25 protein-coding genes are annotated in these 25,221 nt (G+C 65.4%); 16 read left to right on the top strand and 9 right to left on the bottom strand.

From position 1 onward, the window contains the following. The first annotated feature begins 170 nt into the window (after positions 1-170). Positions 171-1,391, top strand: coding sequence for a PucR family transcriptional regulator (locus tag AC5RUQ_RS00360; protein ID WP_493945425.1), 1,221 nt, complete (start codon positions 171-173; stop codon positions 1,389-1,391). Here AC5RUQ_RS00360 and AC5RUQ_RS00355 read toward each other — a convergent pair. After that, positions 1,354-1,797, bottom strand: coding sequence for a helix-turn-helix domain-containing protein (locus AC5RUQ_RS00355; protein ID WP_493945424.1), 444 nt, complete (start codon positions 1,795-1,797; stop codon positions 1,354-1,356). The two genes, AC5RUQ_RS00360 and AC5RUQ_RS00355, sit on opposite strands and share 38 nt — an antisense overlap. A gap of 102 nt (positions 1,798-1,899) precedes the next feature. Between AC5RUQ_RS00355 and AC5RUQ_RS00350 the strand changes: the two genes are divergently transcribed. Continuing rightward, positions 1,900-2,682, top strand: coding sequence for an alpha/beta fold hydrolase (locus tag AC5RUQ_RS00350; RefSeq protein ID WP_493945423.1), 783 nt, complete (start codon positions 1,900-1,902; stop codon positions 2,680-2,682). 34 nt (positions 2,683-2,716) lie between these two features. Here AC5RUQ_RS00350 and ptsP read toward each other — a convergent pair whose 3' ends face one another. Beyond that, positions 2,717-4,402: a phosphoenolpyruvate--protein phosphotransferase gene (ptsP, locus tag AC5RUQ_RS00345; RefSeq protein ID WP_493945422.1), complete on the bottom strand. Its 1,686-nt coding sequence runs from the start codon at positions 4,400-4,402 to the stop codon at positions 2,717-2,719. 161 nt (positions 4,403-4,563) lie between these two features. Between ptsP and AC5RUQ_RS00340 the strand changes: the two genes are divergently transcribed. The 7 genes from AC5RUQ_RS00340 to AC5RUQ_RS00310 all read left to right on the top strand — a co-directional run bounded on the left by AC5RUQ_RS00340 (position 4,564) and on the right by AC5RUQ_RS00310 (position 12,612). Further along, positions 4,564-5,292, top strand: coding sequence for a TetR/AcrR family transcriptional regulator (locus AC5RUQ_RS00340; RefSeq protein ID WP_430230679.1), 729 nt, complete (start codon positions 4,564-4,566; stop codon positions 5,290-5,292). Between the two features lie 83 nt (positions 5,293-5,375). Then, positions 5,376-7,460, top strand: coding sequence for a PTS mannitol transporter subunit IICBA (locus AC5RUQ_RS00335; RefSeq protein WP_493945421.1), 2,085 nt, complete (start codon positions 5,376-5,378; stop codon positions 7,458-7,460). Next, positions 7,460-8,623 carry a mannitol-1-phosphate 5-dehydrogenase gene (locus AC5RUQ_RS00330; RefSeq protein ID WP_493945420.1) on the top strand — a complete coding sequence of 388 codons (1,164 nt, stop codon included), beginning with the start codon at positions 7,460-7,462 and terminating at the stop codon, positions 8,621-8,623. Before AC5RUQ_RS00335 ends, AC5RUQ_RS00330 begins: the two co-directional genes overlap by 1 nt. Positions 8,624-8,830: 207 nt before the next feature. Further along, positions 8,831-9,778: a siderophore ABC transporter substrate-binding protein gene (locus AC5RUQ_RS00325; protein WP_493945419.1), complete on the top strand. Its 948-nt coding sequence runs from the start codon at positions 8,831-8,833 to the stop codon at positions 9,776-9,778. Between the two features lie 26 nt (positions 9,779-9,804). Next, a complete protein-coding gene (locus tag AC5RUQ_RS00320) occupies positions 9,805-10,812 on the top strand; it encodes an ABC transporter permease (RefSeq protein ID WP_493945418.1) in 1,008 nt (335 codons plus the stop codon). Further along, the gene (locus AC5RUQ_RS00315; RefSeq protein ID WP_493945417.1) at positions 10,805-11,854 is read left to right on the top strand and encodes an iron chelate uptake ABC transporter family permease subunit; all 1,050 of its coding nucleotides are present in this window, start codon (positions 10,805-10,807) and stop codon (positions 11,852-11,854) included. Before AC5RUQ_RS00320 ends, AC5RUQ_RS00315 begins: the two co-directional genes overlap by 8 nt. Further along, positions 11,851-12,612 carry an iron ABC transporter ATP-binding protein gene (locus AC5RUQ_RS00310; RefSeq protein ID WP_493945416.1) on the top strand — a complete coding sequence of 254 codons (762 nt, stop codon included), beginning with the start codon at positions 11,851-11,853 and terminating at the stop codon, positions 12,610-12,612. The genes AC5RUQ_RS00315 and AC5RUQ_RS00310 overlap by 4 nt, the downstream gene beginning before the upstream one ends. 263 nt (positions 12,613-12,875) lie before the next feature. Here AC5RUQ_RS00310 and AC5RUQ_RS00305 read toward each other — a convergent pair whose 3' ends face one another. From AC5RUQ_RS00305 to rraA, 3 genes are all read right to left on the bottom strand, one after another. Continuing rightward, a complete protein-coding gene (locus AC5RUQ_RS00305; protein ID WP_493945415.1) occupies positions 12,876-14,315 on the bottom strand; it encodes a sugar porter family MFS transporter in 1,440 nt (479 codons plus the stop codon). Between the two features lie 209 nt (positions 14,316-14,524). Continuing rightward, positions 14,525-16,177, bottom strand: a complete 1,653-nt coding sequence (locus tag AC5RUQ_RS00300) for an MDR family MFS transporter (RefSeq protein WP_493945414.1) — start codon at positions 16,175-16,177, stop codon at positions 14,525-14,527. Between the two features lie 101 nt (positions 16,178-16,278). Continuing rightward, positions 16,279-16,776, bottom strand: coding sequence for a ribonuclease E activity regulator RraA (rraA, locus tag AC5RUQ_RS00295; RefSeq protein ID WP_493945413.1), 498 nt, complete (start codon positions 16,774-16,776; stop codon positions 16,279-16,281). Positions 16,777-16,892: 116 nt separating this feature from the next. On the opposite strand from rraA, the gene AC5RUQ_RS00290 reads away from it, so the two are divergent. The 5 genes from AC5RUQ_RS00290 to AC5RUQ_RS00270 all read left to right on the top strand — a co-directional run bounded on the left by AC5RUQ_RS00290 (position 16,893) and on the right by AC5RUQ_RS00270 (position 21,420). Beyond that, positions 16,893-18,179, top strand: a complete 1,287-nt coding sequence (locus AC5RUQ_RS00290) for an MFS transporter (RefSeq protein WP_493945412.1) — start codon at positions 16,893-16,895, stop codon at positions 18,177-18,179. A 138-nt stretch (positions 18,180-18,317) separates the two neighbouring features. Next, positions 18,318-18,926, top strand: a complete 609-nt coding sequence (locus tag AC5RUQ_RS00285; protein WP_493945411.1) for a TetR/AcrR family transcriptional regulator — start codon at positions 18,318-18,320, stop codon at positions 18,924-18,926. Positions 18,927-19,204: 278 nt separating this feature from the next. Continuing rightward, the gene (locus tag AC5RUQ_RS00280; RefSeq protein ID WP_493945410.1) at positions 19,205-20,404 is read left to right on the top strand and encodes an NAD(P)-dependent malic enzyme; all 1,200 of its coding nucleotides are present in this window, start codon (positions 19,205-19,207) and stop codon (positions 20,402-20,404) included. Between the two features lie 96 nt (positions 20,405-20,500). Next, complete coding sequence (locus tag AC5RUQ_RS00275) at positions 20,501-21,004, top strand: DUF456 domain-containing protein (protein WP_493945409.1); 504 nt, start codon at positions 20,501-20,503, stop codon at positions 21,002-21,004. Between the two features lie 41 nt (positions 21,005-21,045). After that, positions 21,046-21,420, top strand: coding sequence for a nuclear transport factor 2 family protein (locus AC5RUQ_RS00270; RefSeq protein WP_493945408.1), 375 nt, complete (start codon positions 21,046-21,048; stop codon positions 21,418-21,420). 1 nt (position 21,421) lies between these two features. Here the strand turns inward: AC5RUQ_RS00270 and AC5RUQ_RS00265 are convergent, their stop codons facing one another. Beyond that, positions 21,422-21,628: a hypothetical protein gene (locus AC5RUQ_RS00265; protein WP_163165253.1), complete on the bottom strand. Its 207-nt coding sequence runs from the start codon at positions 21,626-21,628 to the stop codon at positions 21,422-21,424. Between the two features lie 153 nt (positions 21,629-21,781). On the opposite strand from AC5RUQ_RS00265, the gene AC5RUQ_RS00260 reads away from it, so the two are divergent. Beyond that, positions 21,782-22,759: a hypothetical protein gene (locus AC5RUQ_RS00260; protein WP_493945407.1), complete on the top strand. Its 978-nt coding sequence runs from the start codon at positions 21,782-21,784 to the stop codon at positions 22,757-22,759. An 11-nt stretch (positions 22,760-22,770) separates the two neighbouring features. Here the strand turns inward: AC5RUQ_RS00260 and AC5RUQ_RS00255 are convergent, their stop codons facing one another. Continuing rightward, entirely contained in the window at positions 22,771-23,424 is a 654-nt protein-coding gene (locus tag AC5RUQ_RS00255; RefSeq protein ID WP_493945406.1) for a LysE family translocator, read from the bottom strand. A 105-nt stretch (positions 23,425-23,529) separates the two neighbouring features. On the opposite strand from AC5RUQ_RS00255, the gene AC5RUQ_RS00250 reads away from it, so the two are divergent. Continuing rightward, positions 23,530-23,985: an Lrp/AsnC family transcriptional regulator gene (locus tag AC5RUQ_RS00250; RefSeq protein ID WP_104043726.1), complete on the top strand. Its 456-nt coding sequence runs from the start codon at positions 23,530-23,532 to the stop codon at positions 23,983-23,985. Positions 23,986-23,990: 5 nt separating this feature from the next. On the opposite strand, the gene AC5RUQ_RS00245 is transcribed toward AC5RUQ_RS00250, so the two are convergent. Both AC5RUQ_RS00245 and AC5RUQ_RS00240 read right to left on the bottom strand, forming a co-directional pair. After that, complete coding sequence (locus tag AC5RUQ_RS00245) at positions 23,991-24,449, bottom strand: Lrp/AsnC family transcriptional regulator (RefSeq protein WP_493945405.1); 459 nt, start codon at positions 24,447-24,449, stop codon at positions 23,991-23,993. A gap of 75 nt (positions 24,450-24,524) precedes the next feature. Next, the gene (locus tag AC5RUQ_RS00240; protein ID WP_493945404.1) at positions 24,525-25,196 is read right to left on the bottom strand and encodes a response regulator transcription factor; all 672 of its coding nucleotides are present in this window, start codon (positions 25,194-25,196) and stop codon (positions 24,525-24,527) included. Positions 25,197-25,221: the final 25 nt, after the last annotated feature.

Raw genomic sequence — 25,221 nt, 5'->3', positions numbered from 1 at the left:
TAAATCCGATTGTGAGCCAGCCGACATGTGAAGCAAGGGTCGGTGAATTAAGAACCCCGCCATTCCGCGGATTACAGCACAAGAGAATCGACATTTGTTTAGCCTCTGGGCGTCAGGTGTCGCCTCATGTCCGTTCGTGCAGGCCAGCGCAAAGGCAGTAGTGTTGGGCCATGCAGCAGCAGGGCGTGGAGCAACTGGTCGAGCAGGTGGCGCAGAAACTGGGCCGCGGCTTGTCCCTGGAAGACCTGGACGGCGTGCTGCTGGCGTACAGCTCCAACCAGTCCCACGCCGACCGGGTCCGCGTGAACTTCCTGCTCAGCAAGAAGGTACCGGCCGATGTCAGCGCCTGGCAGCTGTCCCACGGTATTGCCACGGCCGTCCGCCCCGTCGCGGTTCCCGCAAACCCTGACCTTGGAATGCTGGGCCGCGTCTGTGTCCCGCTGATGGTCCGCGGCTTCCGGGTGGGTTACCTCTGGGTGCAGCAGGACTCTGTGGAGGAGAATCCGACGTCGATCCTCACGCAACTGCCAACGGTCACCAACGAGCTCGAGATGCTCTCCGGTTTGCTCCTCGATTCGAACACCGCCGAGTCCGAATTCCGGCGCGGGCGGGAGCGGGAATTCCTTTCAGCTTGTGCGGGGGAAGCAAATGCGGTGGCGGCGGTGGCAGGCTGGAAAGAGGTTCAGGGCCGCGGGCCGTGGCAGATGGTTACAGTGCTCGACGCCGACGGGTGGGCGGGTGGGCCGGATCCCATCGCCTCAACCCTGATCCACCGTTCGGCAGCACTCCAGGCAACGGTGGGTGTTGATGCCGCCCTTTTCAGCGCCGGAACGGAGACCCACTCCGTGGTGCTGTTCCGCGAGTCATCGGGCCGCGCAAACCACGCCCAGGTCCTGGTCCACTACCAGCTGGAACTCGCAAAGCGCTCCGGCCGGCCGGTTCACCGCATCATCTTAGGTATCAGCGAAGGGTTTGCCCGGCCGCGGGAACTCGCCGAGGCCTACCGGCAATCCAAGCTCGCTGCACAGGCCGCCGCAGTGGACGCCCAGCTCGGGGAGCTCGTGGACTGCCGGTCCACCGGCGTCTATCAGCTGCTGGCCTCTGCCGGGGGAGGGGCCGGCGCCTGGGCTGACTCCGGGTCCGTCTACTTCCGAACCCTTGAGGACCACGACCGCAACGGTGAACTGATCCCGGTCCTGGAACTGCTGTACGACAACGACGGTTCCGTCCAGGATGTTGCCGCCAAACTCCACCTGCACCGCAGCAGCATCTACAACAGGCTGGGCCGGATCCGGCAACTGCTGGGGGTGGATCCGCTGAAAGGGATGCCCCGCCTGGAACTGCATGCTGCCCTTAAGATGCGGCGCTGGGCCCTTCGGCCCCGAATCTGAGGTCCCCGTCAGCCTGGTCCGCAACCGCCTTTTTCTGCCGGTCCTTCTTTTGCCCCTCCAGCCACGCCATGATCGCCGCCAGGGGAATGCGCCGGTGGCTGCCCCGGTACTCCACGGGAATCTCGCCGCGGTCCGTCATGTTGCGCAGGTAGGTGTGCGAAATTCCCGCCAGTTCTGCAGCCTTTGACGTGGTCAGCATTTCCTCCACGCTGCTGACGGTCACAGCCTCGCCGCGGCTGAACCGCTGCAGGAGGTCTACCACGGCGTCCCTCGCCAGGGGCGGCAGGCGGTGGACAGTGCCGTCCACAAAAACAGTGATGTCGTCGCTGCCGGCCAGGGCCTGCTGCAGCTTTACGGCGTCGTCGGGCGGAAGGGCGCCGGCCATCCTGGGAGCAATCAGTGCCATGGCCCCAGCCTACCGGTGGATCACCGGCCTGCCGATGTGACAGGTTCACTCGTGCGTCCCGGCCTGCCGGTGGCTTTCCAGCTCCGGCGGTATGCTCGGCTGATGGCATTAACTGGTGGCCGGGACGTTGAATCCGGCGGTTTGCAGGGAAGGCTCTACGCCTCCGTCCAACCGGCAGAGATGGGAGCCCGGCCCACTTATGTGCTGCTGCACGGCATCGGTGTCTCCCACCGCTACCTGGCCCGGCTTCACGAGGAACTGGCAGAAGCAGCGGACGTCTATTCCTTCGACCTGCCCGGCTTCGGGAAGTCGTCAAACCCCGGGCGCCAACTGCAGGTTGAGGAATTCGCTGCCTTCGTAGGGGACGTCCTGACGGAGGCCGGGGTGGACAATTACGTGCCCGTGGGCCACTCGATGGGCACACAGTTCGCGGTGGAACTGGCGCTGCAGGAACCTGAGCGGGTATCCGGCGCAGTCCTGATGGGGCCAGTGGTGGAATCGAGCAGAAAATCGGTGATCCGGCAGGCGATGGCGCTGACGCGGGACGCGATGTTCAGCGAGTCCCTGGCCTCCAACGCCATCGTGTTCGGCGACTACTTCCGGGCGGGCCCGCGCTGGTACCTGACCGAACTGCCGGTGATGATGGAATACCCGCTGGAGGAACGGCTGGCCGCGGTCAGCCAGCCCGTGCTGGTGCTTCGTGGAACCAAAGATCCCATTGCCCGCCGGCCCTGGTGCGTGCGTCTCGCAGAGGTGGCCCAGCAGGGAACGGTGGCCGAAATTTTGGGCCAGGGCCACGTCTTCCAGCACACTGCACCGGAAATCGCGGCCCAGGCCATCAGCGGCTGGGTCCGGGCCGTGAACGGGTTCGGCGTTACTGCCTGACGGACCCCCGCCGGCAGGGCGGGGGCCGGCAGCGTCAGAGTCCCAGTTCCTCCAGGACGGGCAGCCTTTCGCGCACCCACGCCCGGGCCTCTGTGGCGCTGGGCGCGGACAGGGCGAGCTTGGCGAGCTGCTGCGCTTCCTCGAGGGTCACCGTCTTAAGCACCGCAGCGACGGCGGCGAGGGAGCGGGCGGTCATGGACAGCGTGCTCACGCCGAGGCCGGTAAGGACGACGGCGAGCGCCGGGTCCGCAGCTGCCTCACCGCAGACGCCCACGGGTTTGTTGCTGCCCTCGGCGCGTGATCCCTCCACCGTCAGCCCCACCAGGCGCAGAACGGCCGGCTGCCAGGGGGTATTGAGGTTGGCGAGCGGGCCGAGCTGGCGGTCGGCGGCCATGGCGTACTGGGTGAGGTCGTTGGTGCCAAGGCTCGCGAAACCCACTTCGCGGAGGATGGCTTCCGCAGTAAGGGCAGCGGAAGGAACCTCCACCATGACGCCGGGGGTCTTGATGCCGGCATCAGCACACATGGAGGCGAAACGGGCTGCCTCTTCCGCCGTCGAGATCATCGGGGCCATGACCCACACGTCCGCTTCGGACTGCTTTTCGGCCAGCGCGATGGCTTCCAGTTGACGGTCCAGGACGCCGGGGGTGGTGAAGTCGGTGCGGTAGCCGCGGACGCCGAGGGCGGGATTGGGTTCGGTTGAGTCGGTGAGGAAGGGGAGCGGCTTGTCGGCGCCGGCATCGAGGGTGCGCAGGACCACTTTCTTGCCCGGGAAGGCATCAAAGACCTTCTTGTAGGCAAGGGCCTGCTCTTCAACACTGGGTTCGGTGTCACGTTCCAGGAAGCAGAACTCCGTGCGGAACAGACCCACGCCCTGGGCGCCGAGCTTGGCGGCCGCCTCCGCGTCCTTGCCGCCGCCCACGTTGGCGAGCAGGGGGACCAGGTGGCCATCCGCCGTCGAGCCCGTGCCGCTAAACTCGGCCAGCAGCGAAGCCGTGGCCGCCCACGCCTCTGCGGCCGCGCGCAAGGCTTCGTCCGGCTCGGAGGTGACAGCGCCGGCGGCGCCGTCCAGGTACACTTCCGTGCCGTCCGGGAGTTCGTCCACCCCTACTGCCGCGACGACGGCGGGCAGGCCGAGGGAACGGGCGATGATGGCGGTGTGGGACTGGGGTCCGCCGCCTGAGGTCACCAGGGCCAAAACCTTGTTCGGGTCCAGGGTGGCGGTATCGGCCGGGGCCAGGTCCTCGGCCACCAGGACAAAGGGGGTGCTGGACGCCGGGATGCCGGGTGCGGGGACTCCGCGCAGTGCGGCGACGATCCGGGCGCGCACGTCCAGGACGTCGGTGGCGCGCTCGGCCATGTAGCCGCCCAGGTTGTGGAGCATTTCGGAAACGGAGGAGCCGGACTCCCAGATGGCGCGTTCGGCCGATGTTCCGCGGGCAACGAGTTTGGCGGCACCCTTGATCAGCATGGTGTCCTTGGCCATCAGTGCCGTGGCTTCCAGGACTGCCTTGCCGTCGCCGGTGGCATGGGCGGCGCGCGCTTTGAGCTCATCGTGCACGGCCTGCGAGGCCGCCTTCAGCGCTGCTGTGGCTTCCTCGGCGGTGGTGCCTGCTGCCAGTTGCTCGCCGGCCGGAGGCTCGCTGATGGGTTTGGGCATCTGCCGGACGGTGCCGATAACGCGGCCTGGGCTGACGCCTACTCCTGGGAAGTTCTGCACTGAAGGTCCTCATTCTCTGCCGGTTGCCAGGCCCGCCGGTATTGTCCGGCGCCATGCCGGTCCGCCGGAGGACTGCTACGTCCGGAGGCGGGAAACGTGCCTGAAAAAATTGTATGTGATTCAGTTCATATAGCATTGCTATAGGTGCTAGGGTAGCGGTTATGAGTTTGGATGGCCAGCTTCCCCCCAAGATGCGGCTGCTGCGTGCAGCCGCCGAGCTGCTGGCAAACTCTGCGGGAGCGCCTGTTTCCACCCGCCAGATCACCCAGCTGGCAGGGGTGACGGCTCCCACGCTGTACCACCACTTCGGTGACAAGGAAGGGCTGTTCGACGCCGTCGTCGCCGCAGGGTTTGAAGAGTATGTTGCGGGCGAAAGGGATTTCGCCCCCTCCGGACAGCCGCTCGAAGATATCCGGAGAATGTGGGACAACCACGTGCAGTTCGGGCTCAACCAGCCGGAACTGTACCTGGTGATGTTCGGCAACATCCGCCCGGAAAGCCGCCCCGCCATCGTTGCCGATGCCGAGGCGCTGATGGAGGAGATGCTGAACAAGGCAGCGGTGGCAGGCCAGCTGAATGTCCAGCCCCGGGAAGCGGCCAGGTCCATCCTGGCCGCGAACGTGGGCGTGACGCTGATGCTGATTGCGGAGCCCGCCTCCGACCGGAACCTCGAATTGTCCACCATGACCCGGGACGCCATGATTTTCGCGGTGTCCGCCGAGCCGGCCAGCGGCGCGGCCCCGGGCGACACCGGGAAATCATCGGTGGTAGTGGCAGCGATCGCCCTGAACGCCGCACTTCAGGCCTCGCACTCAGACCAGCTCTCCAGCTCGGAACTCAAACTCTTCCTCGAATGGCTTCACCGCATCTCCACCAGCCCGGCGGGCTGAAAAGCGCCAACAGTTCTATCAGTACGTCGTCGTAAGTATCGGACCATCCTGCGGAGCAGCGGGAATGACGGTTAGGAAAGCACATGGCAACAGAGACAGTTGCAAAACCCCGCACCAGTATGCGGGTTGGCGTCCAGAAGTTCGGGACGTTCCTGTCCGGGATGATCATGCCCAACATCGGCGCCTTCATCGCCTGGGGCATCATCACAGCCCTCTTCATTGAGAAGGGCTGGCTGCCTGTTCCACAGCTGGGCGGCTTCGGCGAGACAAACGGGGTGCCGAACACCGGCCTCGTGGGACCAATGATCACTTACCTGCTGCCGCTGCTGATTGGGTACACCGGCGGCAAGATGGTCTACGACGTCCGCGGCGGCGTGGTGGGCGCCATCGGCACCATGGGTGTGATCGTGGGTGCCGGCATCCCCATGTTCATCGGCGCAATGATCATGGGTCCGCTGGGCGGCTGGACCATGAAGAAGATCGACTCGATCTGGGACGGCAAGATCCGCCCCGGCTTCGAGATGCTGGTCAACAACTTCTCCGCCGGCATCTGGGGCGGACTGCTTGCCCTGCTGGGCTTCTACGGCATCTCGCCGCTGGTTTCGGCGTTCAGCACCGGCGCGGGCAACGTGGTGCAGTTCCTGGTCAACAACGGCCTGCTGCCCCTTACCAGCATCTTCATCGAACCGGCCAAGGTACTCTTCCTCAACAACGCCATCAACCACGGCGTGCTCACCCCGCTGGGCGTCCAGCAGTCGCTGGAGCAGGGCAAGTCGATCCTGTTCCTGCTGGAAGCCAACCCCGGCCCCGGCTTCGGCATCCTGCTCGCCTACATGTTCTTCGGCCGCGGTGCCGCCAAGGCCTCCGCTCCCGGTGCCGCCATCATCCACTTCCTGGGTGGCATCCACGAGATCTACTTCCCGTACGTGCTGATGCGTCCGCTGCTGATCCTGGCGGCCATTGCCGGCGGCATGACGGGCATCGCCACCCTGGCCATCACTGGTGCAGGCCTGGTGGCTCCGGCCGCGCCGGGGTCCATCATCGCCGTTCTCGCGCAGACTTCGCGCGACAGCTACGTGGGCGTCATCCTGGCGGTCCTCCTGGCCACCGCGGCGTCCTTCCTGGTGGCCTCGGTCATCATGAAGACCACCAAGCACAGCGATGAGGGCGACCTCAGCGCGGCCACGTCCCGCATGGAGCAGATGAAGGGCAAGAAGAGCTCCGTGTCCTCCACCCTGACGGGCGCGGGTTCCGCTGCCGGTGGCGGCGGGGTTGCTGTTCTGGCCGGACCTGTTCGGAACATCGTGTTCGCGTGCGACGCCGGCATGGGCTCCAGTGCCATGGGCGCCTCGGTGCTGCGGAACAAGATCAAGGCGGCCGGGTTCCCCGACGTGAAGGTCACCAACGCCTCCATCGCCAACCTCAACGACGACTACGACGTTGTGGTCACCCACCAGGACCTGACCGAACGCGCCAAGCCGGCCACCTCCAGTGCCGTCCACTATTCGGTTGACAACTTCATGAGCAGCCCGCGCTACGACGAAATCGTGGAACTGGTCAGGGAGAGCAACACCGACGGTGCCTCCGTAATGGAAGGTCCGGACGCCGGTGCGGGAACACCGGGCGGAGCGTCCGCATCCGGACCGGCGACGGGACTAGCGGCTGGAACTGCAGCTGGAGGAGCCGCCGGCACCGCCGTCGGAACGTCCGAAGCCGAACCCGCGGGGACCGGAACGTCCGAAATCCTGGCCCGGGAGAGCGTAGTGCTCCGCGGAGCAGCTACCACCCGTGATGCCGCCATCGACGAAGCCGGCCGGCTCCTGCTGGCCCGCGGTGCGGTGGATGAGGACTACGTCAGGGCCATGCACGAGCGGGAACAGTCGGTGTCCACGTACATGGGCAGCTTCCTGGCCATCCCGCACGGCACCAACGCGGCCAAGGACCACATCCGGAAGTCCGCGGTGTCCGTGATCCGTTACCCGGAGGGCATCGACTGGAACGGCAAGCAGGTCAAGTTCGTGGTGGGTGTCGCCGGCATCAACAACGAACACCTGCACATCCTGTCCTCCATCGCGAAGGTCTTCACCAACAAGGAACAGGTGGCCCGGCTGGAGGCCGCCACGTCAGAGGACGAGGTCCTGGAGCTCTTTGGAAAGGTCAACGCATAGTGAAGGCGGTACATTTCGGGGCCGGAAACATCGGGCGCGGCTTTGTGGGCCTGCTCCTGCACAACGCAGGCTATGAGGTGGTGTTTGCCGACGTAGCGGAGGACCTCATCGCCGAACTCGCCAAGGCCGAGAGCTACGCCGTGCATGAAGTAGGGGAGAACCCTGCGGTGCGGACGGTGAACAACTTCCGGGCGTTGAATTCCAAAACGCAGGAGGCCGAGCTCGTTGCAGAAATTGCGACGGCGGACATCGTTACCACCGCGGTGGGCCCGCACATCCTGAAGTTCGTGGCGCCTGTAATTGCCAGGGGCATCGTGGCAAGGGGGGCAGAACTGGCTCCGCTGCAGGTCATGGCCTGTGAGAATGCCATCAACGCCACCGACATCCTGGCCAAGGAAATGGCTTCACAGCCGGGGGCCGCCGCAGGGGCGCTGGACGGCAAAGCGGTGTTCGCGAACACTGCAGTAGACCGGATTGTGCCAAACCAGGAAGCAGGCCAGGGCCTGGATGTCACGGTGGAGACGTTCTACGAATGGGTCATCGACCGTACTGCTTTTGCCGGTGCCGCCCCCCAAATCCCGGGTGCCACGTTTGTGGACGACCTCTCGCCGTATATCGAGCGGAAGCTGTTCACGGTGAACACCGGCCACGCGTCGGCGGCCTACTTCGGGTTCGAGGCGGGCCTGGAGAAGATATCCGACGCCATGGCGGACCAGGACGTTGCCGAGGACGTCCGGGCGGTGCTGGAGGAGACCAAGCAACTCCTGGTCTCCAAACACGGTTTCAGTAACGATGAGCAGGAAGCGTACGTCCAGAAGATCCTGGTCCGGTTCTCCAACCCGTACCTGCCGGACACGGTGAACCGGGTGGGGCGTGCCCCGCTGCGGAAGCTGAGCCGGCACGAGCGGTTCATCGGCCCGGCCGCGGAACTCGCTGAACGCGGGGTGGTGCCTGAGGCACTTCTGGGAGCCATTGCCGCAGCCCTCCGCTTCAACGATCCCGCTGATACCGAGGCAACAGAGCTCGCCGAAATCCTCGCCTCCGCCAGCCCGGCTGATGCCACGGCGAGGATCACAGGCCTGGAGCCCGGGCATCCGTTGTTCAACGCCGTCTCCACCCTGGTGGAGGAACGCCAGGCGGAACTCGCCCAAACCCCCGCCTAGACGCTCTCTCAGTTCCTGCGGGTTTTTCGGCAACCCTCTCGCAATTACGACGCCGGCACTTCCCCAAGTGCCGGCGTCGTTGTGTGTGATCTCTCCCACTTATGACTCGATACTGCCACTTCCGTTTTGAAGTTAGCCTTCCCTTACTTATAGGCTCTGGACCATTAGGCAACGAAGTTGTGACGTATTACCCGAGCGGAGAAAAACGTGAAGAAGAGGCTGTCGAGCTACCTGGGGGCACTTGCGGCGGGAGCGGCGCTTTTGACCGTCACCGCTTGCGGAGGAAGCGCGACGGCGACTCCCGCTGACGAAGCAACCACCATCACCGTGGAGCACGCCCAGGGCACTACCGCCAACGTCCCGGTGAACCCGGAGAAGGTTTTCACGTTCGACCTCGGCGTCTTGGACACGCTGGATGCCCTCGGTGTTGAGCCCGCAGGCGTGCCGGAAGCTGCCTACCCGGAAGCGCTCAGCAAGTACGCCGATGCTAAGTACAGCAAAATCGGGTCGCTGAAGGAGCCCGACTTCGAGGCCGTCAGCGCCGGCGAACCGGACCTCATCATCATCTCCGGCCGTACCGCGGGAGCGTATGAGGAACTGAGCAAGATCGCCCCCACTATCGACCTGTCCATCGATGCTGCCCAGCCGATGGAAAGCTTCAAGGCGCAGACCGGAAAGCTGGGAACCATCTTCGACAAGGCAGCCGAAGTGGAAGAAAAGCTCGCCGCAGTGGACGCCACCATCTCCGACACGAAGGCCAAGGCCGCCGACGCCGGCAAGGGCCTGATCGTCCTGACCTCCGGCGGAGAGTTGACGGCTTACGGCGCCGGCTCGCGCTTCGGCATCATCCACGACGTCCTGGGCGTCCCCACGGCAGCAGACGTCAAGGTTGACGGCAGCCACGGCGAGGCAATCTCCTTCGAATACATCAAGCAGGCCAACCCGGACATCCTCTACGTCATCAACCGCGACACAGCGGTAGGCACTGAAGCTTCCGCCGCCAACCCCATCCTGGACAACGAGCTCGTCCAGTCCACGAACGCCGCCAAGAACAACAAGGTCATCAACCTTGATCCCGCCGGCTGGTACATCGTGGGTTACGGCCTGAACAACGTCAAGGCAATGGTGGACGCCGTCGCCGAGTCCGTGGCCTAGCGCCACCCAACTGAGCACCAAGCTCCATGACCGCCACCGCCGTGCGCCCGCTTGCGCCGGCAACCCGCAGCCAGGCCCGCCGCAGTGCAGGCCTGGCTGCGGCCGCAGTTGCCGTCCTTGCCCTCGCGGCCGCCAGCATGTTTGTGGGCGTCAGCGACGTCTCACTTCCGGCCCTCCTGTCGGGCGAACCGGCCACGGTGGAGGTTTTCTGGATTTCCCGTGTGCCACGGACCCTCGCCGTGGTGCTCGCCGGCATGGCGGTGGCTGTCGCCGGCCTGATCATGCAGCTCATGGCCAGGAACCGCTTTGTGGAGCCCTCAACGGTGGGGACGGTTGAATCAGCCACCCTCGGGATCCTGGTGGTTACCGTCTTCGCCCCGCAGGCCCCGGTGCTGGCCAAGATGCTGGTGGCCAGCGCCTTCGCCATGCTGGGAACCGCGCTCTTTTTGGCCATCCTGCGGCGGCTCCCGGCCCGCAACACTCTGCTCATCCCGCTGGTGGGAATCATGCTGGGTGGGGTGATTGCTGCCGTCACCACGTTCTTCGCCTACCGCTACGACCTGCTGCAGACCCTCAGCAACTGGATGATGGGCGACTTCTCCGGGGTCCTCCGTGGCCGGTACGAGCTGCTCTGGATCGTCGCCGTCCTGATGCTGCTGGGCCTCCTCGGCGCCGACCGTTTCACCGTGGCGGGAATGGGCCAGGACTTCACCACCAACCTGGGACTCAACTATGCCCGGACCATGCGGCTGGGCCTGGTTATCGTCTCGTTGATCTCGGCGGTGGTGGTCACCACCGTGGGCGCAGTCCCCTTCCTGGGACTCGTGGTGCCCAACATCGTGTCCCTCATCTTCGGCGACAACCTGCGCCGCGCCGTTCCCTGGACAGCCCTGTTCGGTGCCGCCTTCGTGCTGGCGTGCGACATCATCGGCCGGACCATCCGCTACCCCTACGAGGTCCCCGTGGGAATGGTCATGTCCGTGTTGGGCGCCATTCTCTTCCTCGCCCTGATCCTGAGGAAACGCAATGCGTGAAAGCACAACGCTGCTGCCACCCGCCAAAAGCCCTGGCAATGTGAAGGGGCAGGCCGTGGGGGCAGCGCACAAGCTCAAAGCCGCCATCCGTAACGCCTCCCCCCGACTGGTGGTGGGAGTCCTGCTCGCGGCCGCTGCCGCCGTCGTCTGCCTTTTCCTGTTCTTCGAACTCAAAGGCAATATCGCCTATATCCTGCCGCGCCGAGCCATCAAAGTGGCCGCGATGCTGCTGGTGGCCGTTGCCGTAGGGGTGTCCACCCTCCTGTTCCAGACCGTTACGGCCAACCGGATCCTGACGCCGTCAATTATGGGCTTCGATTCGCTGTACATCCTGGTGCAGACGGTGATGGCGTTCACGCTCGGGGCCGCCGCGGTGGTGGCCGCCCCGCCCGCGCTGCAGTTCGGCGTTGAAGTGCTGCTGATGGTGGCGTTCAGCGCGCTGCTGTACCGCTGGATGTTCACCGGCGCCACCCGCTCCCTCCACCTGCTCCTGCTGGTGGGCGTCATCCTGGGCAGCCTGTTCCGTGGCCTGTCCTCCCTGCTGCAGCGGTTGATGGAGCCGAGCGAATTCATCATCCTCCAAGACCTGTTCTTCGCCAGTTTCAACAATGTGGATCCCGCGCTGCTGGGCGTCTCCACGGTCATCGTTGCTGTTGTCTGTGCTGTTGTCTGGCGGGCGCGCCACACGCTGGACGTGCTCGCGCTGGGGCGCGACGTGGCCATCAACGTGGGTGTGGACCACCGGAAAGTGGTGATGCGGGTCCTTCTGGGGTGCTCGCTGCTCGTGGCGGTGTCCACAGCGTTGGTGGGGCCAGTGACGTTCTTCGGGCTGCTGGTGGTGAGCCTGGGCTATCAGCTGTGCCGCGGCTTCAGCCACGCCTGGCTGCTGCCCATCGTGGTGCTGATTGGCGCCGTGGCCCTGGTGGGCGGGCAGTTGCTCCTGGAAAAGGTGTTCGGCTTCGGCACCGCCCTGAGCGTGGTCATCGAATTCGCCGGCGGCATCCTGTTCCTCTACCTCCTCCTGAAAGGCTCCCTGAAATGACCATCGCGGTCCGCAACGTCTCCAAGAGCTACGGCGGGCAGGCGGTACTCGAGGACGTCAGCTGCGTGATCCCCGAGGGCGGCATCACCTCGATCATCGGCCCTAACGGGGCGGGAAAGTCCACCCTCCTCTCGCTGATCAGCCGGCTGCAGCCGCTCGAGGCAGGCACAGTGTCCGTGGCCGGCCTGGATATCGCCGCCACCGACAGCCGGGAGCTGGCGCGGACCATGGCCATCCTGCGGCAGGAGAACCACCTCACCATGCGGCTCACCGTCCGGGACCTTGTGGCTTTTGGCCGCTTCCCCCACTCCGGCGGCCGGCCCACTGTGGAGGACCTCGCCAAGGTGGAGGAAGCCATCGCCCACCTGGACCTGACGCCCATGGCGGACAAGTTCGTGGACGAGCTCTCGGGCGGCCAGCGCCAGCGCGCGTTCATCGCCATGGTGCTTGCGCAGGACACCCGGTACCTGCTCCTGGACGAGCCGTTGAACAACCTGGACATGAAGCACTCGGTGGAAATGATGCGGCTCCTGCGCAGGCTGGCAGACGAGTTCGGCAAGACCATCGTCCTGGTGGTCCACGACATCAACTTCGCGTCCTGCTACTCGGACACCATCCTGGCCATGAAGGACGGGCGGCTGGTCCACCAGGGCAGCCCCCGCCAAATCATGCAGCAGGCCATGCTCCGGGACGTGTACGACATCGACATCCGCATCGAGGACATCGACGGCAACCGGATCGGCGTCTACTTCGCCTGACGTTCCCCATGCTCTCTCACTTGATGCGTCCTTTCCAGGACGCTCTCTCACTTGACGTGGGTTTTCCGGCGACCCTCTCTCACTTGACGTGGGTTTTCCGGCGACCCTCCTCCACCTTCTGCACGAAAAGCACAAACCCTCCCGCACTAAAAAATGTGGGGGAGGGTCTGCCGTTGAGCTGCGGAAGGTGAAGGAGCGTTCGGTAAAAGGCCCCGTTAAGTGAGAGAGCGTTCCGTGAAAACCCCCGTTAGGTGAGAGAGGGTCTAGCCCTTGGCGGAGCCCTTCGCCACAAACAGCGTCTCTGCCTGCTCCAGCGACATGCCGTTCGTCTCCGGCACCTTGAACATCACAAAGAAGAACGACGCCGCCGCGAACAGTGCGTACATGGCGTACGTTAGCGGGAGCGAACCGGCGGCCATAACCGGGAAGCTGAGCGTGATGGCAAAGTTCGCCACCCACTGCGCAGCCGCGGCAAGGCCGAGGGCCCGGGCACGGATCCGGGACGGGAAGATCTCGCCCAGGAGCACCCAAACCAGCGGGCCCCAGGATGCGCCGAAGCTGACCACAAACACGTTGGCCGACACCAGGGCCACCGGACCCCAGGCTCCAGGCAAAGAAATCTCGGTGCCGGATCCAACTGCGGAAGCGAACGCCAGGGCCATGGCAGCAAGGGACACGGCCATACCCACCGAGCCCGCCAGCAGGATGGGCCTGCGGCCGATGCGGTCCACCAATGCGATGGCCACGAGGGTTACCAGGATGTTGGTGACGGAGGTGGCCACGGAGATGGTGAGCGAATCTTTTTCCTGGAAGCCCACCGCCTTCCACAGCGTGGTGGAGTAGTAGAAGATCACGTTGATGCCAACAAACTGCTGCAGCACGGACAGGATGATGCCCACCCAGACAACCGCCTGCAGGCCGAAGGTTTTGCCGCGGAGCGAGCCTTTCTGACCCGCCAGCTTGTCCTCTTCGATTGCTTCACGAATTTCGCGGATGTGCCGGTCGGTGTCCTCCGCCGGGGCGATGGAGTCAAAGACTTCGCGGGCTTCCTCTTCCTTGCCCAGGAACACCAGGAACCGCGGCGATTCCGGAAGCGTGTAGGCCACCCAGCCGTAAACCACCGCTGGCACCGCTGCGGCCAGGAACATCCAGCGCCAGGCCTCGATCCCCAGCCAGAACGCCTGGTGCGCCCCGCCGGCGCTGGTGGCGAAGAGCGCGTCCGAGAGCAGCGCCGCGAAGATGCCTGTGGTAATGGCGAGCTGCTGCAGCGAGGCCAGGCGGCCGCGGACCTTGCGCGGCGAAATCTCGGAAATGTATGCAGGGGCGATGACCGAGGCAAGGCCGATGCCCAGCCCGCCCACCAGGCGCCAGAAGATCAGGTCCCAGACACTGAAGGCGAAGCCGGTGCCGAGGGCGCTGACCAGGAAGAGCAGTGCGCCCAGCTTCATGGCGGGGATGCGTCCGTAACGGTCGGCGACTTTTCCGGCCAAGTACGCACCGGCAGCACAGCCCAGCAGGGCGATGGCCACAGCGAAGCCTGTGACAGCCTCGGACAGCGCGAACTCGTCCTTCATGGCATCCACTGCGCCGTTCACCACGGACGAGTCGAAGCCGAACAGGAATCCGCCCACCGCACCTGCGAGCGCCAGCCAGATCACCCGCCGCGGTATTTTGGCGGTTGTCTGCTCCTGGGCAGTGGGCATGGTTCTCCCTTGGTTTGGGTTCGGGTGGACGCGGTGTGCGGACGTCGTCGGCTGCGGAACCGGCCACCTGGCCGGCGCACACGCGCTAAACAGTGTTCCACGCCACCGCGGACTGTTCCAGTCGACAGGAGCCTGCTTGCCCCGGGACAGAGGACGACGACGGCGGGAGGCGTCCGCCGTCGTCGTCACATGGTGCGGGGCAGGGCAGGTCAGTGAACCGCGGCGGGCTCCTGCTGAGCTGCCTTGGAGTCCGTGAGCTTCTTGTTGGGCAGTGCGAAGCTGATCAGGAATGCGATGCCGGTGAGCACGGCCGCCGTGAGCATCACGGCGTCGATGGCGTAGGCGAAGCCCTCGGTGATGGGGCGGGTCAGCGTGCTGTTGGCGGTGTGAAGCCAGCTGGTGTCGTTGAGGGATTCGTTGGAGGCGCCGTCCCGGAAGAACTCGTACAGCTTGGCATTGGCGGGGTCTCCGGCCACCGCAGGATCCTGAAGGACTGCCTGGTACTCCGCGCTTCCCATAGCGGACTTCATGGTGTCGGCGATCCGTGTGGCGGCCAGACTGAACAGCATGGAGATGAAAACGGCGGTGCCCACCGCGCCGCCCATGGAGCGGAAGAACGCAGCAGAGGAGGTGCCTACGCCCATGTCCCGGCGCGGCACGGACACCTGCATGGCAAGGGTGAGGGGCTGCATGCAGAAGCCCAGGCCCATGCCGAAGAACACCGCGATGACCCCGGGAACCCACAGGCCGGTGTCCACGCCCAGGGACAGGCCCATCACCAGGGCGGCGGCCGTGAGGATGGCCGTGCCCATGATGGGGAAGATCCGGTAGGTACCGGACGCCGAAATGGTGCGGCCGGCCGTGATGGAGCCGGTCAGGATGCCGACGGTGAAGGTGATCATCATCAGGCCGGCCTCGGTGGGGGTGAGGCCCTTGACCAGCTGCAGGTACATCGGGAGCATGGCGATGGCCCCGAACATGCCGATGCCGATAATGAAGTTCAGCAGCGACGACAGGCCGAAGGTCGCGTTCCGGAAGAGCCGCAGCGGGATCAGCGCGTAGTCGCCGGCACGCTTCTCGGCGAGCAGGAACCAGGCAATGCCCACCACGCCCAGGCCGTAGCAGAGGAAGGAGTTCAGGGACGCCCAGCCCCAGCTGCGCCCCTGCTCCGCCACCAGCAACAGCGGCACGATCGCCAGCGTGATAGCCGCTGCGCCCCAGTAGTCGATCTTTTGCTTCACATGCTTTGCCGGCAGGTGCAGGAACAGGAACACCACGGCCAATGCGGCCAGGCCGATGGGCAGGTTGATAAAGAACACCCAGCGCCAGCCCTCGAACCCCAGGATGTTGGCGGAACCGGCGAAAGCGCCCCCCACTACGGGGCCAAGCACCGAAGAGACGCCGAACACGGACATGAAGTAGCCCTGGTACTTGGCGCGGTCCTTCAGTGAGACGATGTCGCCGATGATGGTCAGGGCGAGGGCCAGCAGTCCGCCGGCGCCCAGGCCCTGGACGCCGCGGGCCAGTGCCAGTTCGGTCATGGAGTGGACCGAGCCTGCGTACAGGGACCCTGCCAGGAAGATGACAATGGCGGTCAGGTACAGAGGGCGGCGGCCGAATATGTCGCTGAGTTTGCCGTACAGCGGGGTGCTCACCGTGGACGTAATGAGGTACGCAGTGGTGGCCCAGGCCTGGAGCGAGAGCCCGTCCAGGTCATTCGCGATGGTGTAAATGGACGTGGACACAATCGTTTGGTCCAGCGATGCCAGGAACATGCCCAGCATCAGGCCCACCATCACGGTGACGATTTGGCGCGGGGTCAGGGTGTCTCCTGCGGCGCGCGCGGCAGCGGGTTTGGGCATGGGTGCTCCAGGGGAAGAAAGGAATCAGGCGGATAGTTGCTTTCAGTAACTATGTTACGCGCAGGTCTATTCCCCGTAGCCAGAAATTTCTGCTGCCGGAGCTAGCGCTCCACGAGGATGCCGTCCGGGTCGCACCAGATCATGGCCCCGGTCCGGATGGTCACACCGTCGATCTGGACGTCCACGGCGACTTCGCCAGCCCCCGCCTTCGCACTCTTCCGCGGGTTGCTGCCGAGGGCCTTCACGCCGAGGTCCAGCCTGGCGATCGCTTCACGGTCGCGGATTGCTCCGTTGATGACGACGCCGGCCCAGCCGTTTGCCACGGCGCTTTCGGCGATCATGTCCCCCATCAGGGCTGTGCCCAGCGAACCGCCGCCGTCCACCACCAGCACGTTGCCGTTGCCCGGGGTTGCCAGGGTGGACTTCACCAGCGCGTTGTCCTGGAAGCAGCGGATGGTGCGCGCCTGTCCGCTGAAGTGTGAACGGCCGCCCAGGGACTGGAACTGCAGTGATATCGAGGCCAGTTCCTCACCGCGCTCGTCGTAGAGGTCCGCGGTGTTGACGGCGGTGCTTGCCGCCGGAGTGGACGCTGCGCTCATGTGGTTCTCCTCGATGCTCGGGCTGCCGCCAGTGGTCGCCGCGCGCCCTCTGACAGCGGCGGTAAAGCCCACGATAGTCTGATTCCCTAGCCAATCAGCCGTACGGGGGAAACGCCATGAGCCTGTCCAACACTCCAGCTCCCCCTGACCGTGGCACCGGGCCGGACGGCGCTGCTGCGCCGTTCGCGGAGCCCACACGCAAGGTCACGCCCCGGTGGGTCACCGGACTGGTCCTGGTCAACGTGGGGATTAACGCCGCCTTCTTTGGACCCATCAACATCTTCATTGGCCAGCAGGCCATCAGTATCGATGAACCCAGCAAGGAAGCGGTCCTTTCCCTTGCCACGGCGTGCGGCGCGGCGGTCTCGCTGGTGGCGAATCCGCTCTTCGGAGCACTCTCGGACCGCACCACGTCCCGCTTTGGCCGCCGCGCGCCGTGGGTGCTGGCGGGCGCAGTACTCGCTGCCATTGCGCTTCTGGCGATGTCCGGTGCCACCACAGTGGCGCTGCTGGTGGCCTTCTGGTGCCTGATGCAGCTTGGGGCGAACGCGGCGTACGCAGCCATCACGGCCGCGGTTCCGGACCGGGTCCCGGTACCCCAGCGTGGCAAAGTTGGGGGGCTCGCCGCCATGGGCCAGACGCTGGGAATACTCACGGGCGCGGTGTTCGGCGCCGTGGTGTCCGGCAACTTCATGGTGGGCTACTGGCTGTGTGCCGGCGCCCTGCTGCTGTCGGTACTCCCCTATCTTGTGCACCGCAATGACCCAGTGCTGCCCAAAGGCGTCCTGCCCCGGTTCCGGCTGGCTGCTTTCCTCCGGGGGTTCTGGATCAGTCCCCGGCTGTACCCGGATTTTGCCTGGGCCGGGCTCACCCGCTTCCTGGTGAACGTGGGCAACCAGCTCACCATCGTCTACCTGCTCTTTTTCCTGCGGGACATCCTGGAACATGAAGATCCCCCGGCAGGGGTGCTCGTTCTCACCGGCATTTACGCGGTGATGGTGATGGTTACCGCCGTGGTGGCGGGCCCCTGGAGCGACAGGGTGGGGCGCCGGAAGCCGTTCGTGATCGGGTCTTCTGTCATCATTGCCATGGCCGCCCTGATCATGGCCTTCTTCCCGGTCTGGCCCGGGGCCTTGGCCGGCGCTGCCGTATTGGGCGTCGGCTTCGGGGCTTACGTCGCGGTGGACTACGCGCTGCTCACCCAGGTCCTGCCCCTGGCGTTGGACCGGGGCAAGGACATGGGCATCATCAATGTTGCCAACTCGCTGCCCCAGGTGGTGGCGCCCGCGCTCGCTTTGGTTGCTGTCACGTACTGGGGCGGCTACAGGTCGCTGTTCCTCGCTGCCGCGGTCATCGGCCTGCTCGGGGCTGTTTTTGTGGTGAAGATCAAGGGTGTCCGTTGACCTGCCGGGATGCCGGAAGTAAGGCAGGCTGACTAATTACGGCACACTACCGTGCCGTATAGTTGAACCGGATTGCAGGCGGTCCGGGATGGGGACGCTCCCGGCTGCTGCACCGTCAAACACAACCCCGGAATACTGATGCCTGAGACCTTTCCAGACCATCCGCCCATGACTGCCATGCCCTCAGCTCCACGCCAGCGCCTGCGCTATTCGCGCATCCTTGAAGCCGCCGGCGGCTTTGCGCGGAAGGGCCTGGACGCCGTGGAACTGCCCGAGGTGGCGGCGAAGGCCGATGTACCCCTGGGCACGCTGTACCGGTACTTCCCCACCAGCACCCATCTGATGCTCGCGCTTTACCGACACCAGCTCGGGGAGCTGCAGGTTGCCGGGCGGACTTCTGCGGCGCGGTTCCGGGGCCGGGCGCTGGGCGGACTGGTGATGGAGCTCTTCCACATGCGCGTCATGCAGCCCGCGGTTGAACAGTGCTTGAGCCGGGGCGTCTACCTTCCGGACAGGGACACCACAGCCCTCCTGCGCGAAATCGACGCGCTGAGTGAAAAAGTGGTGGCCAATGCCTGCGGCGACGCCACGGCCGCCAGGGTGCTCCTGCTGACCGTCACTGGTCTGGTCCAGTCCGTCAGGAACCGCCGCCTTTCACTCTTTGAGGCCGAGGAGGACCTTAAAAAGGCCTGCGCACGGCTTGCTCCGGCCACCGAAGGCAGCTACACACTCCATCAAAGCGCGTAATCGGTCTAGACCAATCGCCCCTTAAATCCGCCTTATTGCCGTGACGTGGGCCACAAGAGTCGTTGCAGAACCGTTTTGGCACGGGTGCCGGCAGTCAAATCGCGCAGAAGCACCTCACGCCGCTGCCTACCATGGTCGAACGGAGCAGCAGGGCGCATCCCCGACGCTCCTTCCAGACCCGCCACCCCTGGGTTTCCGCCGCACCCCTCCGCCTTAGGCCTGTTTGGGCCTGGGCCCCACGTGCCGTGTGCCCACGGCGAGCACCAGGAGACAACGACGTGTCCATTGACGCAATTGCAGCCACTGACAATTCCGCAGCCACCGCGCTGAGCGAAGCTGAGATCTTCGACGCCCACCAGGGCGGCAAGCTCTCCATCGCCAGCACCGTCCCGCTGTCCAACAAGCGGGACCTGTCCATCGCCTACACCCCTGGAGTGGCAGAGGTCAGCCGCGCCATCCACGCCAGGCCCGAACTCGCCCGCACCCTCACGTGGGCCGAGCGCCTGGTGGTCGTCGTGAGCGACGGCACCGCGGTCCTTGGCCTGGGCAACATCGGCGCCAGCGCCTCCCTGCCCGTCATGGAGGGAAAGTCTGCCCTGTTCAAGACCTTCGGCGACCTGGACTCCATTCCGCTGGTGCTCAACACCACGGACGTGGACGAAATCGTGGAAACCCTCGTCCGCCTGCGCCCCAGCTTCGGGGCGGTCAACCTCGAGGACATCTCCGCTCCCCGCTGCTTCGAGCTTGAGGAAAAGCTCATCGAAGCGCTGGACTGCCCCGTGATGCACGATGACCAGCACGGCACCGCCGTCGTTGCCCTCGCCGCACTGACCAACGCCGCCAAGGTCACCGGCCGAGAACTGGAAACCCTGCGCGTGGTGGTCTCCGGCGCAGGAGCGGCAGGCATCGCCGTCGCCGAAATCCTGCTGGCAGCCGGCATCACCGACGTGGTCCTGCTGGACTCCCGCGGCATCATCAACAGCACCCGTACGGACCTGGCCGCGGACCAGGCCAGCAAGAAGGCCGACATCGCCGGCCGCAGCAACCCCCGCAGCCTCGAAGGCGGCCCCGCCGAGGCCCTGGCCGGAGCCGACGTCTTCATCGGCGTCTCCTCCTCCAAGCTGGACGAGGAACACCTCGCCCTGATGAACCAGGACGCCATCATTTTCGCCCTCTCCAACCCCGACCCTGAGGTGCTGCCCGAGGTGGCCGTGAAATACGCCGCTGTGGTGGCCACCGGCCGGAGCGACTTCCCGAACCAGATCAACAACGTGCTGGCCTTTCCGGGTATCTTCCGCGGAGCCCTGGACGCCGGGGCGCGCCGCATCACCCCTGCCATGAAGCTTGCAGCTGCGTATGCCATCGCGGAGCTCGCGGCGGAGGACCTCTCGGCCGACTACATCGTGCCCAGCCCGCTGGACCCCAGGGTCGCCCCCGCTGTCACCGCGGCTGTCGCAGCCGCCGTGGAAGCGGAGTAACTTCCTTTCCCCTGCGGAAATTACGACGGCGGTGCCTCCCCTGAGCGGGAGGCACCGCCGTCGTTGGCTAAGCGGGCCGAACCATAGACTGGGTCCATGAACTCCGAGACCGTGGTGACCGTCCTGTGCGGCCTGGCAATTCTTGTAGGCGTGGCAGGCACCGTCATCCCGGTGCTTCCGGGCAGCATCCTGATCGGTGCAGGCCTGCTGGCATGGGCCATCTGGGGCGGAGCAGGCACAGCGGGCTGGGTTGTGTTCGCCATTGCCATGGTGTTCGTGGTTGCCGGCATGGCTGCGGGCGCCGTCCTCACGGGCAGGAAGCTCAAGGAGCATGCCATACCCAGCAGGAGCATCGCAGCCGCGCTTGTCACGGGCGTCGTGGGAATGTTCATCATCCCCGTCGTGGGGCTTTTCGTCGGTTTCGCTGCCGGCCTCCTGCTCTGCGAGTTCCTTCGGACCCGGAACATCAGTACAGCGGCGACCTCCAGCTGGGCCGCCCTCAAAGCAACCGGGCTGGGCATGCTCGCCGAGTTCGGGCTGGCCAGCCTCGCCGCCAGCACGTGGGTGGTGGGCGTGTGGATCGCCGCCGCCAACGGCTGAAGCGCTTGCGGGCCGGACCCGCCAGGGCGTAGAACGGCAGCATGACCGAGCGAAGTTCAGCACGTGAGCACGTGTCCGCGTGGATGGAAAAGTACCAGGCCGCATGGACCAGCAATAAGCCCGAGGACATCCGTGCACTCTTTACCGAGGATGCACGGTACGAGACGCGTCCCCATGACCCGCAGGCGTGGCAGCGGCAGGATGGAATCGTCGACGGCTGGCTCGCCGCCCGCGATGAACCCGGCGACTGGACCTTCAGCTGGGAGCTGCTGGGCACGGACGGCGACACCGCCTTTATCCAGGGCGTGACCACCTACTCGGGCGAACGCCCCACGTATGACAACCTCTGGGTCCTTCGCTTCGACCCGTCCGGGCGGGCTTCCGCCTTCACCGAGTGGTTTATGGAAAGGCCCTGAGTTAGAGGCCCAGTCCGCCCAGTTTGTCCCCGAGCCCGCCGGGAAGCTTCCCCAGCAGGTCGGCAGGGTTGATGCCCAGCTTGGACAGGAGTCCGGCATGCTGGTCGGTGTCCACCTGGTCCGGCAGCTCGGACTCGGCCTGGGCTGCCTTGTCATTGTCTCCCTGGTTCCTGAGGAGCTCGAGGATCTGGGACTTGTCGATTTGCACGGCATTCTCCTGTTCTGATGAGGAAACTGCTAAGGGTGGTTACCACCCTTACGGAATTGTCCTGAGCAGGCAAGGCCCTCAGGCGGTCCCGTCCCTGCGCCGCCTTCTTCAGGGGCCGCCCCGGCTGTCAGAAGTCCCGGTTAGCATGGAAAGATGACCGCCGGGGATACTGCACCGATCTATTGGGACAGGCGCGACCTCACGCCCTTCGGCCAGCCCCAGCTGCGCACGCCCGTCCATGACCTCGCGGGGGGAGTGGGCGGCCTGCTCACCGGCGTACTGGGCGGCCGCAACCCTGCGTTGCTCTCTGTGGACGGGGAGGTTCCGCGGCTGAAGCGGATGCTGCCCAAACCGGCCAAGGCGGTGCACGAGGCGGTCTTCACGAGCCGCCAGCCCGAACAGCTGATCACGCTGGCGCGCACCTACCCCGGGTGGGCCGGCCTTTGCTACCTCATGTCCGGGCTGCTGGTCTATAAACAGGGCGGCTACCTGCGCGCCTCCGAGCTCCTCCAGCGCGGGCTGACCACCAGGAATGAAGACGAAGCCAACCGCTATTCATCCACCTACCTCACCAGGATCGTCACGCGCATTGAGCTGGCCGAGCGCGTGGAGATCCCTGTCCTGTTCAGCGAGGAGTCGGTGTTCCTGGCACTGGCTCACGCGCTGCGGGAGACGGGGCGCACTGAGGCGGCGCTGGACGCCTTGACCGGACTGCCGCCGTCGCTCCCCATGGCCTTGGCGCGCTGCTCGCTCGCCCTGGCCCTGGGACGGAGCCGGACGGTGATCGACTGGACCGACGGGCTGCTCAACGCGGACGACCTCTCTGCAGCACTGTTGCTGGTGCGTGCGCGGGCCCTGCGGCGGGAGGGCCGGCTGGATGCGGCGAACCAGGCGCTTGCAGAGGTCCTGCGACGGCGGAAGACCCACCTCACCCTGCGGAACGACGCCCTCACGGACCGGGCACTGCTGCTTCTTGATTCCAGCCGCAGGTCACTCAACCCGCGCGACTGGGGACGGCGGCACGAGGATCCGGTGCCGCAGCGGGAAATCGCAGCGCCGGTTCCCATCCGCAAAGACGAGGAGATGCGCCGGATCTGGGAACAGGATTGGAAGAAGCTCAGCGACGAGTAAGTTCGCCCTTGCTAGCTCCCCGAGAACCGGGATCCGGAAACCATCGGCAGGAGCTGTTCGCCGAGCAGTACGGCGCCGAGCGCCACCATGATCACCCCGCTGGCCAGCGTCACCATCCGGGCGGCCCCCGGCCTGCTCTGCAGCAGGGTACGGGACAACAGGGCGACGGCGGTGTACACGAGCCCTGCGAGCAGCACGAACGTCAGGCCCAGCAGGCCCGACTGCACCGGGACAGGCAGGGACGCTTCAGCGCTCACGAACTGGGGAACGAGCGCCACATAGAAGAGCAGGCCCTTGGGGTTGATGCCGCTGGTTCCCATGCCCTGCAGGAAGGTGCGGAGCCGGGTGCTGCCGTCATTGCCGGCCCCGGCCGAAAAGCTGGCTGCGCGCCAGGAACGAAGCGTGCTCACCCCCAGCCACATCAGGTACCCCGCGCCGGCCAGGGTAATCCAGCCGAGGACGCCAGGCATTCCCGTGAGCAGGGCAGCAAGTCCCGCCACCAGTAAGGCTGTATGCAGGACGTATCCGCTGCACAGCCCTGCAACAGCGGGCACAAAGCTGCGCTGCCTCAGGCCCGCAGCGATGGAATACGCCCAGTCCACGCCGGGCGTGCAGGCCAGGGCCGCGGCTACCAGCACAAAGGCCAAAAACAGCTCCGCGTTCATCGTTTCTCCTGCCAGGTGGTCCGTCAGGAGAAACCTTAGATACTTTTGCTCCGGAAGTGCTTTCCCTTTTCGCGCGCAATGCAGCGCTGGCGGTAAGATCTTTGCGTGATCGACCATATTGACCGAAATATCTTGCGCCACCTCAAGGAGGATGGCCGCATGACAGCCACCGCACTTGCCGGCAAGGTCGGTCTAACTGTGGCCCCTTGCCACCGGCGGCTGCGCGATCTGGAGCAGTCGGGCGTCATCCGGGGCTATCGGGCGGACATCGATCCATCGGCTGTGGGGTTGGGGTTCGAAGCGATCGTGTTCGTGACCTTGCGGCAGGTGGACCGCTCCACCATGGAGGTCTTCGAAAACCGGGTCGCAGATAATCCGAACATCGTGGAGGCCCAGCGGCTTTTCGGTTCGCCCGATTACCTGTTGAAGGTTATCGCCGAGGACCTGCCCGCCTACCAGCGCTTTTACGACGCCGAACTCACCTCCCTGCCGGGCGTGGAACGGCTCACCTCCACCCTGGTCATGAAGAACCTGAAGTCCAACGCGGGGCCGCCGGTCTAGCCGTGTCAGTTGTTGAGCAGGCCGGTGGTGCGGTAGGGGATGACCTCGCGGAGGAACATGCTGGTGGAGGTCCGCACGATGCCCGGGCAAAGCCTGATTTCCTCCGAGACCCGGTAGAGGTCGTCCGGGCTTGTCGCGACCACGCGGATCAGCAGGTCGGTATCGCCGGCCGGCGCGTGGCATTCGAGCACCTCCGGAATTTCGCGGAGCGCGGCAATGGCCTCGTTCAGGTGGCTCTGGTCCAGTTCGGCGCTTACGGAAGCGGCCACTCCGCGTCCCAGCGCGGCGGGAAGCACCCTGCTGCTGTTGGGGCGCAGGGCTCCCGACGCCGTCATCCGTTCCAGCCTGCTCTGCACCGTTCCGCGGGCCAGGCCCAGCCGCTGGGCCAGCACCATGATGGGGACGCGCGGGTCTTCGTCCAGCCCCTGCAAGATGCGCTTGTCGGTGGCGTCCAGTTCCTGCACAGCCCGGCCCTTCGTTCAGGATTCAACACCGTTACCCCGGTTCAGGAGCGGACAAAGTCAGCTAGGCCAACTGTATTAGCCGGAAGGCACCAGGCCTAGCTGGCGGGCAATTACCACGGCTTCGAGCTGCGAATGGACTCCCAGCCGGGAATGGATGGCCTTTACATAGCCCCGGCAGGTGTTTTGGGAGATCCCAAGGGTCTTGGCATTCGCTCGCACATCCTTACCCTCCGCCATCAGCCGCAGCACTTCCATCTGCCGCTTGGTCAACAAGGGCACGGCTGACACAGGCTCTGGTAGCTGCGCCTGTTCTCCGAAAGCCGCCAGGATCTGCGGATCGACTTCGATGATCCCGGCATGCGAATGCCGGACCGTAGCAAGGAGCTTGGTAAGGGGCGTGTCCCTGGCCAGGAACGCGGAGGCACCGGCAGCGGCCGCCTGCGCCAAGCCCTGTCTCGTGGGCTCGCTGGCCAGCATCACCACCCGTATTCCCGGCAGCGCAGAAACGATCTCTGCAGCAATTGCGGGGCCCCGGTGGTCCAGCTGGCCCCAGCCCATGACCACGACGTCCGGCTGAAGAGTTCGGCACATATGGAGGCCGAGCGATGCGTTCCTGGCGTAACCCAGGCCCTGCAGGTCCGGTTCACGGTCAACTGCCAACGTCAGCAATTCCGCAAATGAGGTGTGGTCATCAATTACCAGGACAGTCGTTTGGGATACGCCGCTGTCAAGAGCTTCTGCCGTCATTGCCATTTCCCCAATCACCGGTTCC

It is taken from the genome of Arthrobacter sp. MDT2-3 (genome assembly GCF_059090465.1).
This window is presented reverse-complemented; position numbering and strand designations above follow the sequence as displayed.

Bases quoted from the DNA above. Each gene is read 5' to 3' on its own strand.
- AC5RUQ_RS00355 (WP_493945424.1), bottom strand. From the start codon at position 1,797: ATGGCACTGATTGCTCCCAGGATGGCCGGCGCCCTTCCGCCCGACGAC.
- AC5RUQ_RS00350 (WP_493945423.1), top strand. From the start codon at position 1,900: ATGGCATTAACTGGTGGCCGGGACGTTGAATCCGGCGGTTTGCAGGGA.
- AC5RUQ_RS00305 (WP_493945415.1), bottom strand. From the start codon at position 14,315: ATGCCCACTGCCCAGGAGCAGACAACCGCCAAAATACCGCGGCGGGTG.
- AC5RUQ_RS00240 (WP_493945404.1), bottom strand. From the start codon at position 25,196: ATGACGGCAGAAGCTCTTGACAGCGGCGTATCCCAAACGACTGTCCTG.
- rraA (WP_493945413.1), bottom strand. From the start codon at position 16,776: ATGAGCGCAGCGTCCACTCCGGCGGCAAGCACCGCCGTCAACACCGCG.
- AC5RUQ_RS00320 (WP_493945418.1), top strand. From the start codon at position 9,805: ATGACCGCCACCGCCGTGCGCCCGCTTGCGCCGGCAACCCGCAGCCAG.
- AC5RUQ_RS00310 (WP_493945416.1), top strand. From the start codon at position 11,851: ATGACCATCGCGGTCCGCAACGTCTCCAAGAGCTACGGCGGGCAGGCG.
- AC5RUQ_RS00335 (WP_493945421.1), top strand. From the start codon at position 5,376: ATGGCAACAGAGACAGTTGCAAAACCCCGCACCAGTATGCGGGTTGGC.
- AC5RUQ_RS00255 (WP_493945406.1), bottom strand. From the start codon at position 23,424: ATGAACGCGGAGCTGTTTTTGGCCTTTGTGCTGGTAGCCGCGGCCCTG.
- AC5RUQ_RS00285 (WP_493945411.1), top strand. From the start codon at position 18,318: ATGCCTGAGACCTTTCCAGACCATCCGCCCATGACTGCCATGCCCTCA.
- AC5RUQ_RS00340 (WP_430230679.1), top strand. From the start codon at position 4,564: ATGAGTTTGGATGGCCAGCTTCCCCCCAAGATGCGGCTGCTGCGTGCA.
- AC5RUQ_RS00360 (WP_493945425.1), top strand. From the start codon at position 171: ATGCAGCAGCAGGGCGTGGAGCAACTGGTCGAGCAGGTGGCGCAGAAA.
- AC5RUQ_RS00315 (WP_493945417.1), top strand. From the start codon at position 10,805: ATGCGTGAAAGCACAACGCTGCTGCCACCCGCCAAAAGCCCTGGCAAT.
- AC5RUQ_RS00290 (WP_493945412.1), top strand. From the start codon at position 16,893: ATGAGCCTGTCCAACACTCCAGCTCCCCCTGACCGTGGCACCGGGCCG.
- AC5RUQ_RS00270 (WP_493945408.1), top strand. From the start codon at position 21,046: ATGACCGAGCGAAGTTCAGCACGTGAGCACGTGTCCGCGTGGATGGAA.
- AC5RUQ_RS00300 (WP_493945414.1), bottom strand. From the start codon at position 16,177: ATGCCCAAACCCGCTGCCGCGCGCGCCGCAGGAGACACCCTGACCCCG.
- AC5RUQ_RS00275 (WP_493945409.1), top strand. From the start codon at position 20,501: ATGAACTCCGAGACCGTGGTGACCGTCCTGTGCGGCCTGGCAATTCTT.
- AC5RUQ_RS00260 (WP_493945407.1), top strand. From the start codon at position 21,782: ATGACCGCCGGGGATACTGCACCGATCTATTGGGACAGGCGCGACCTC.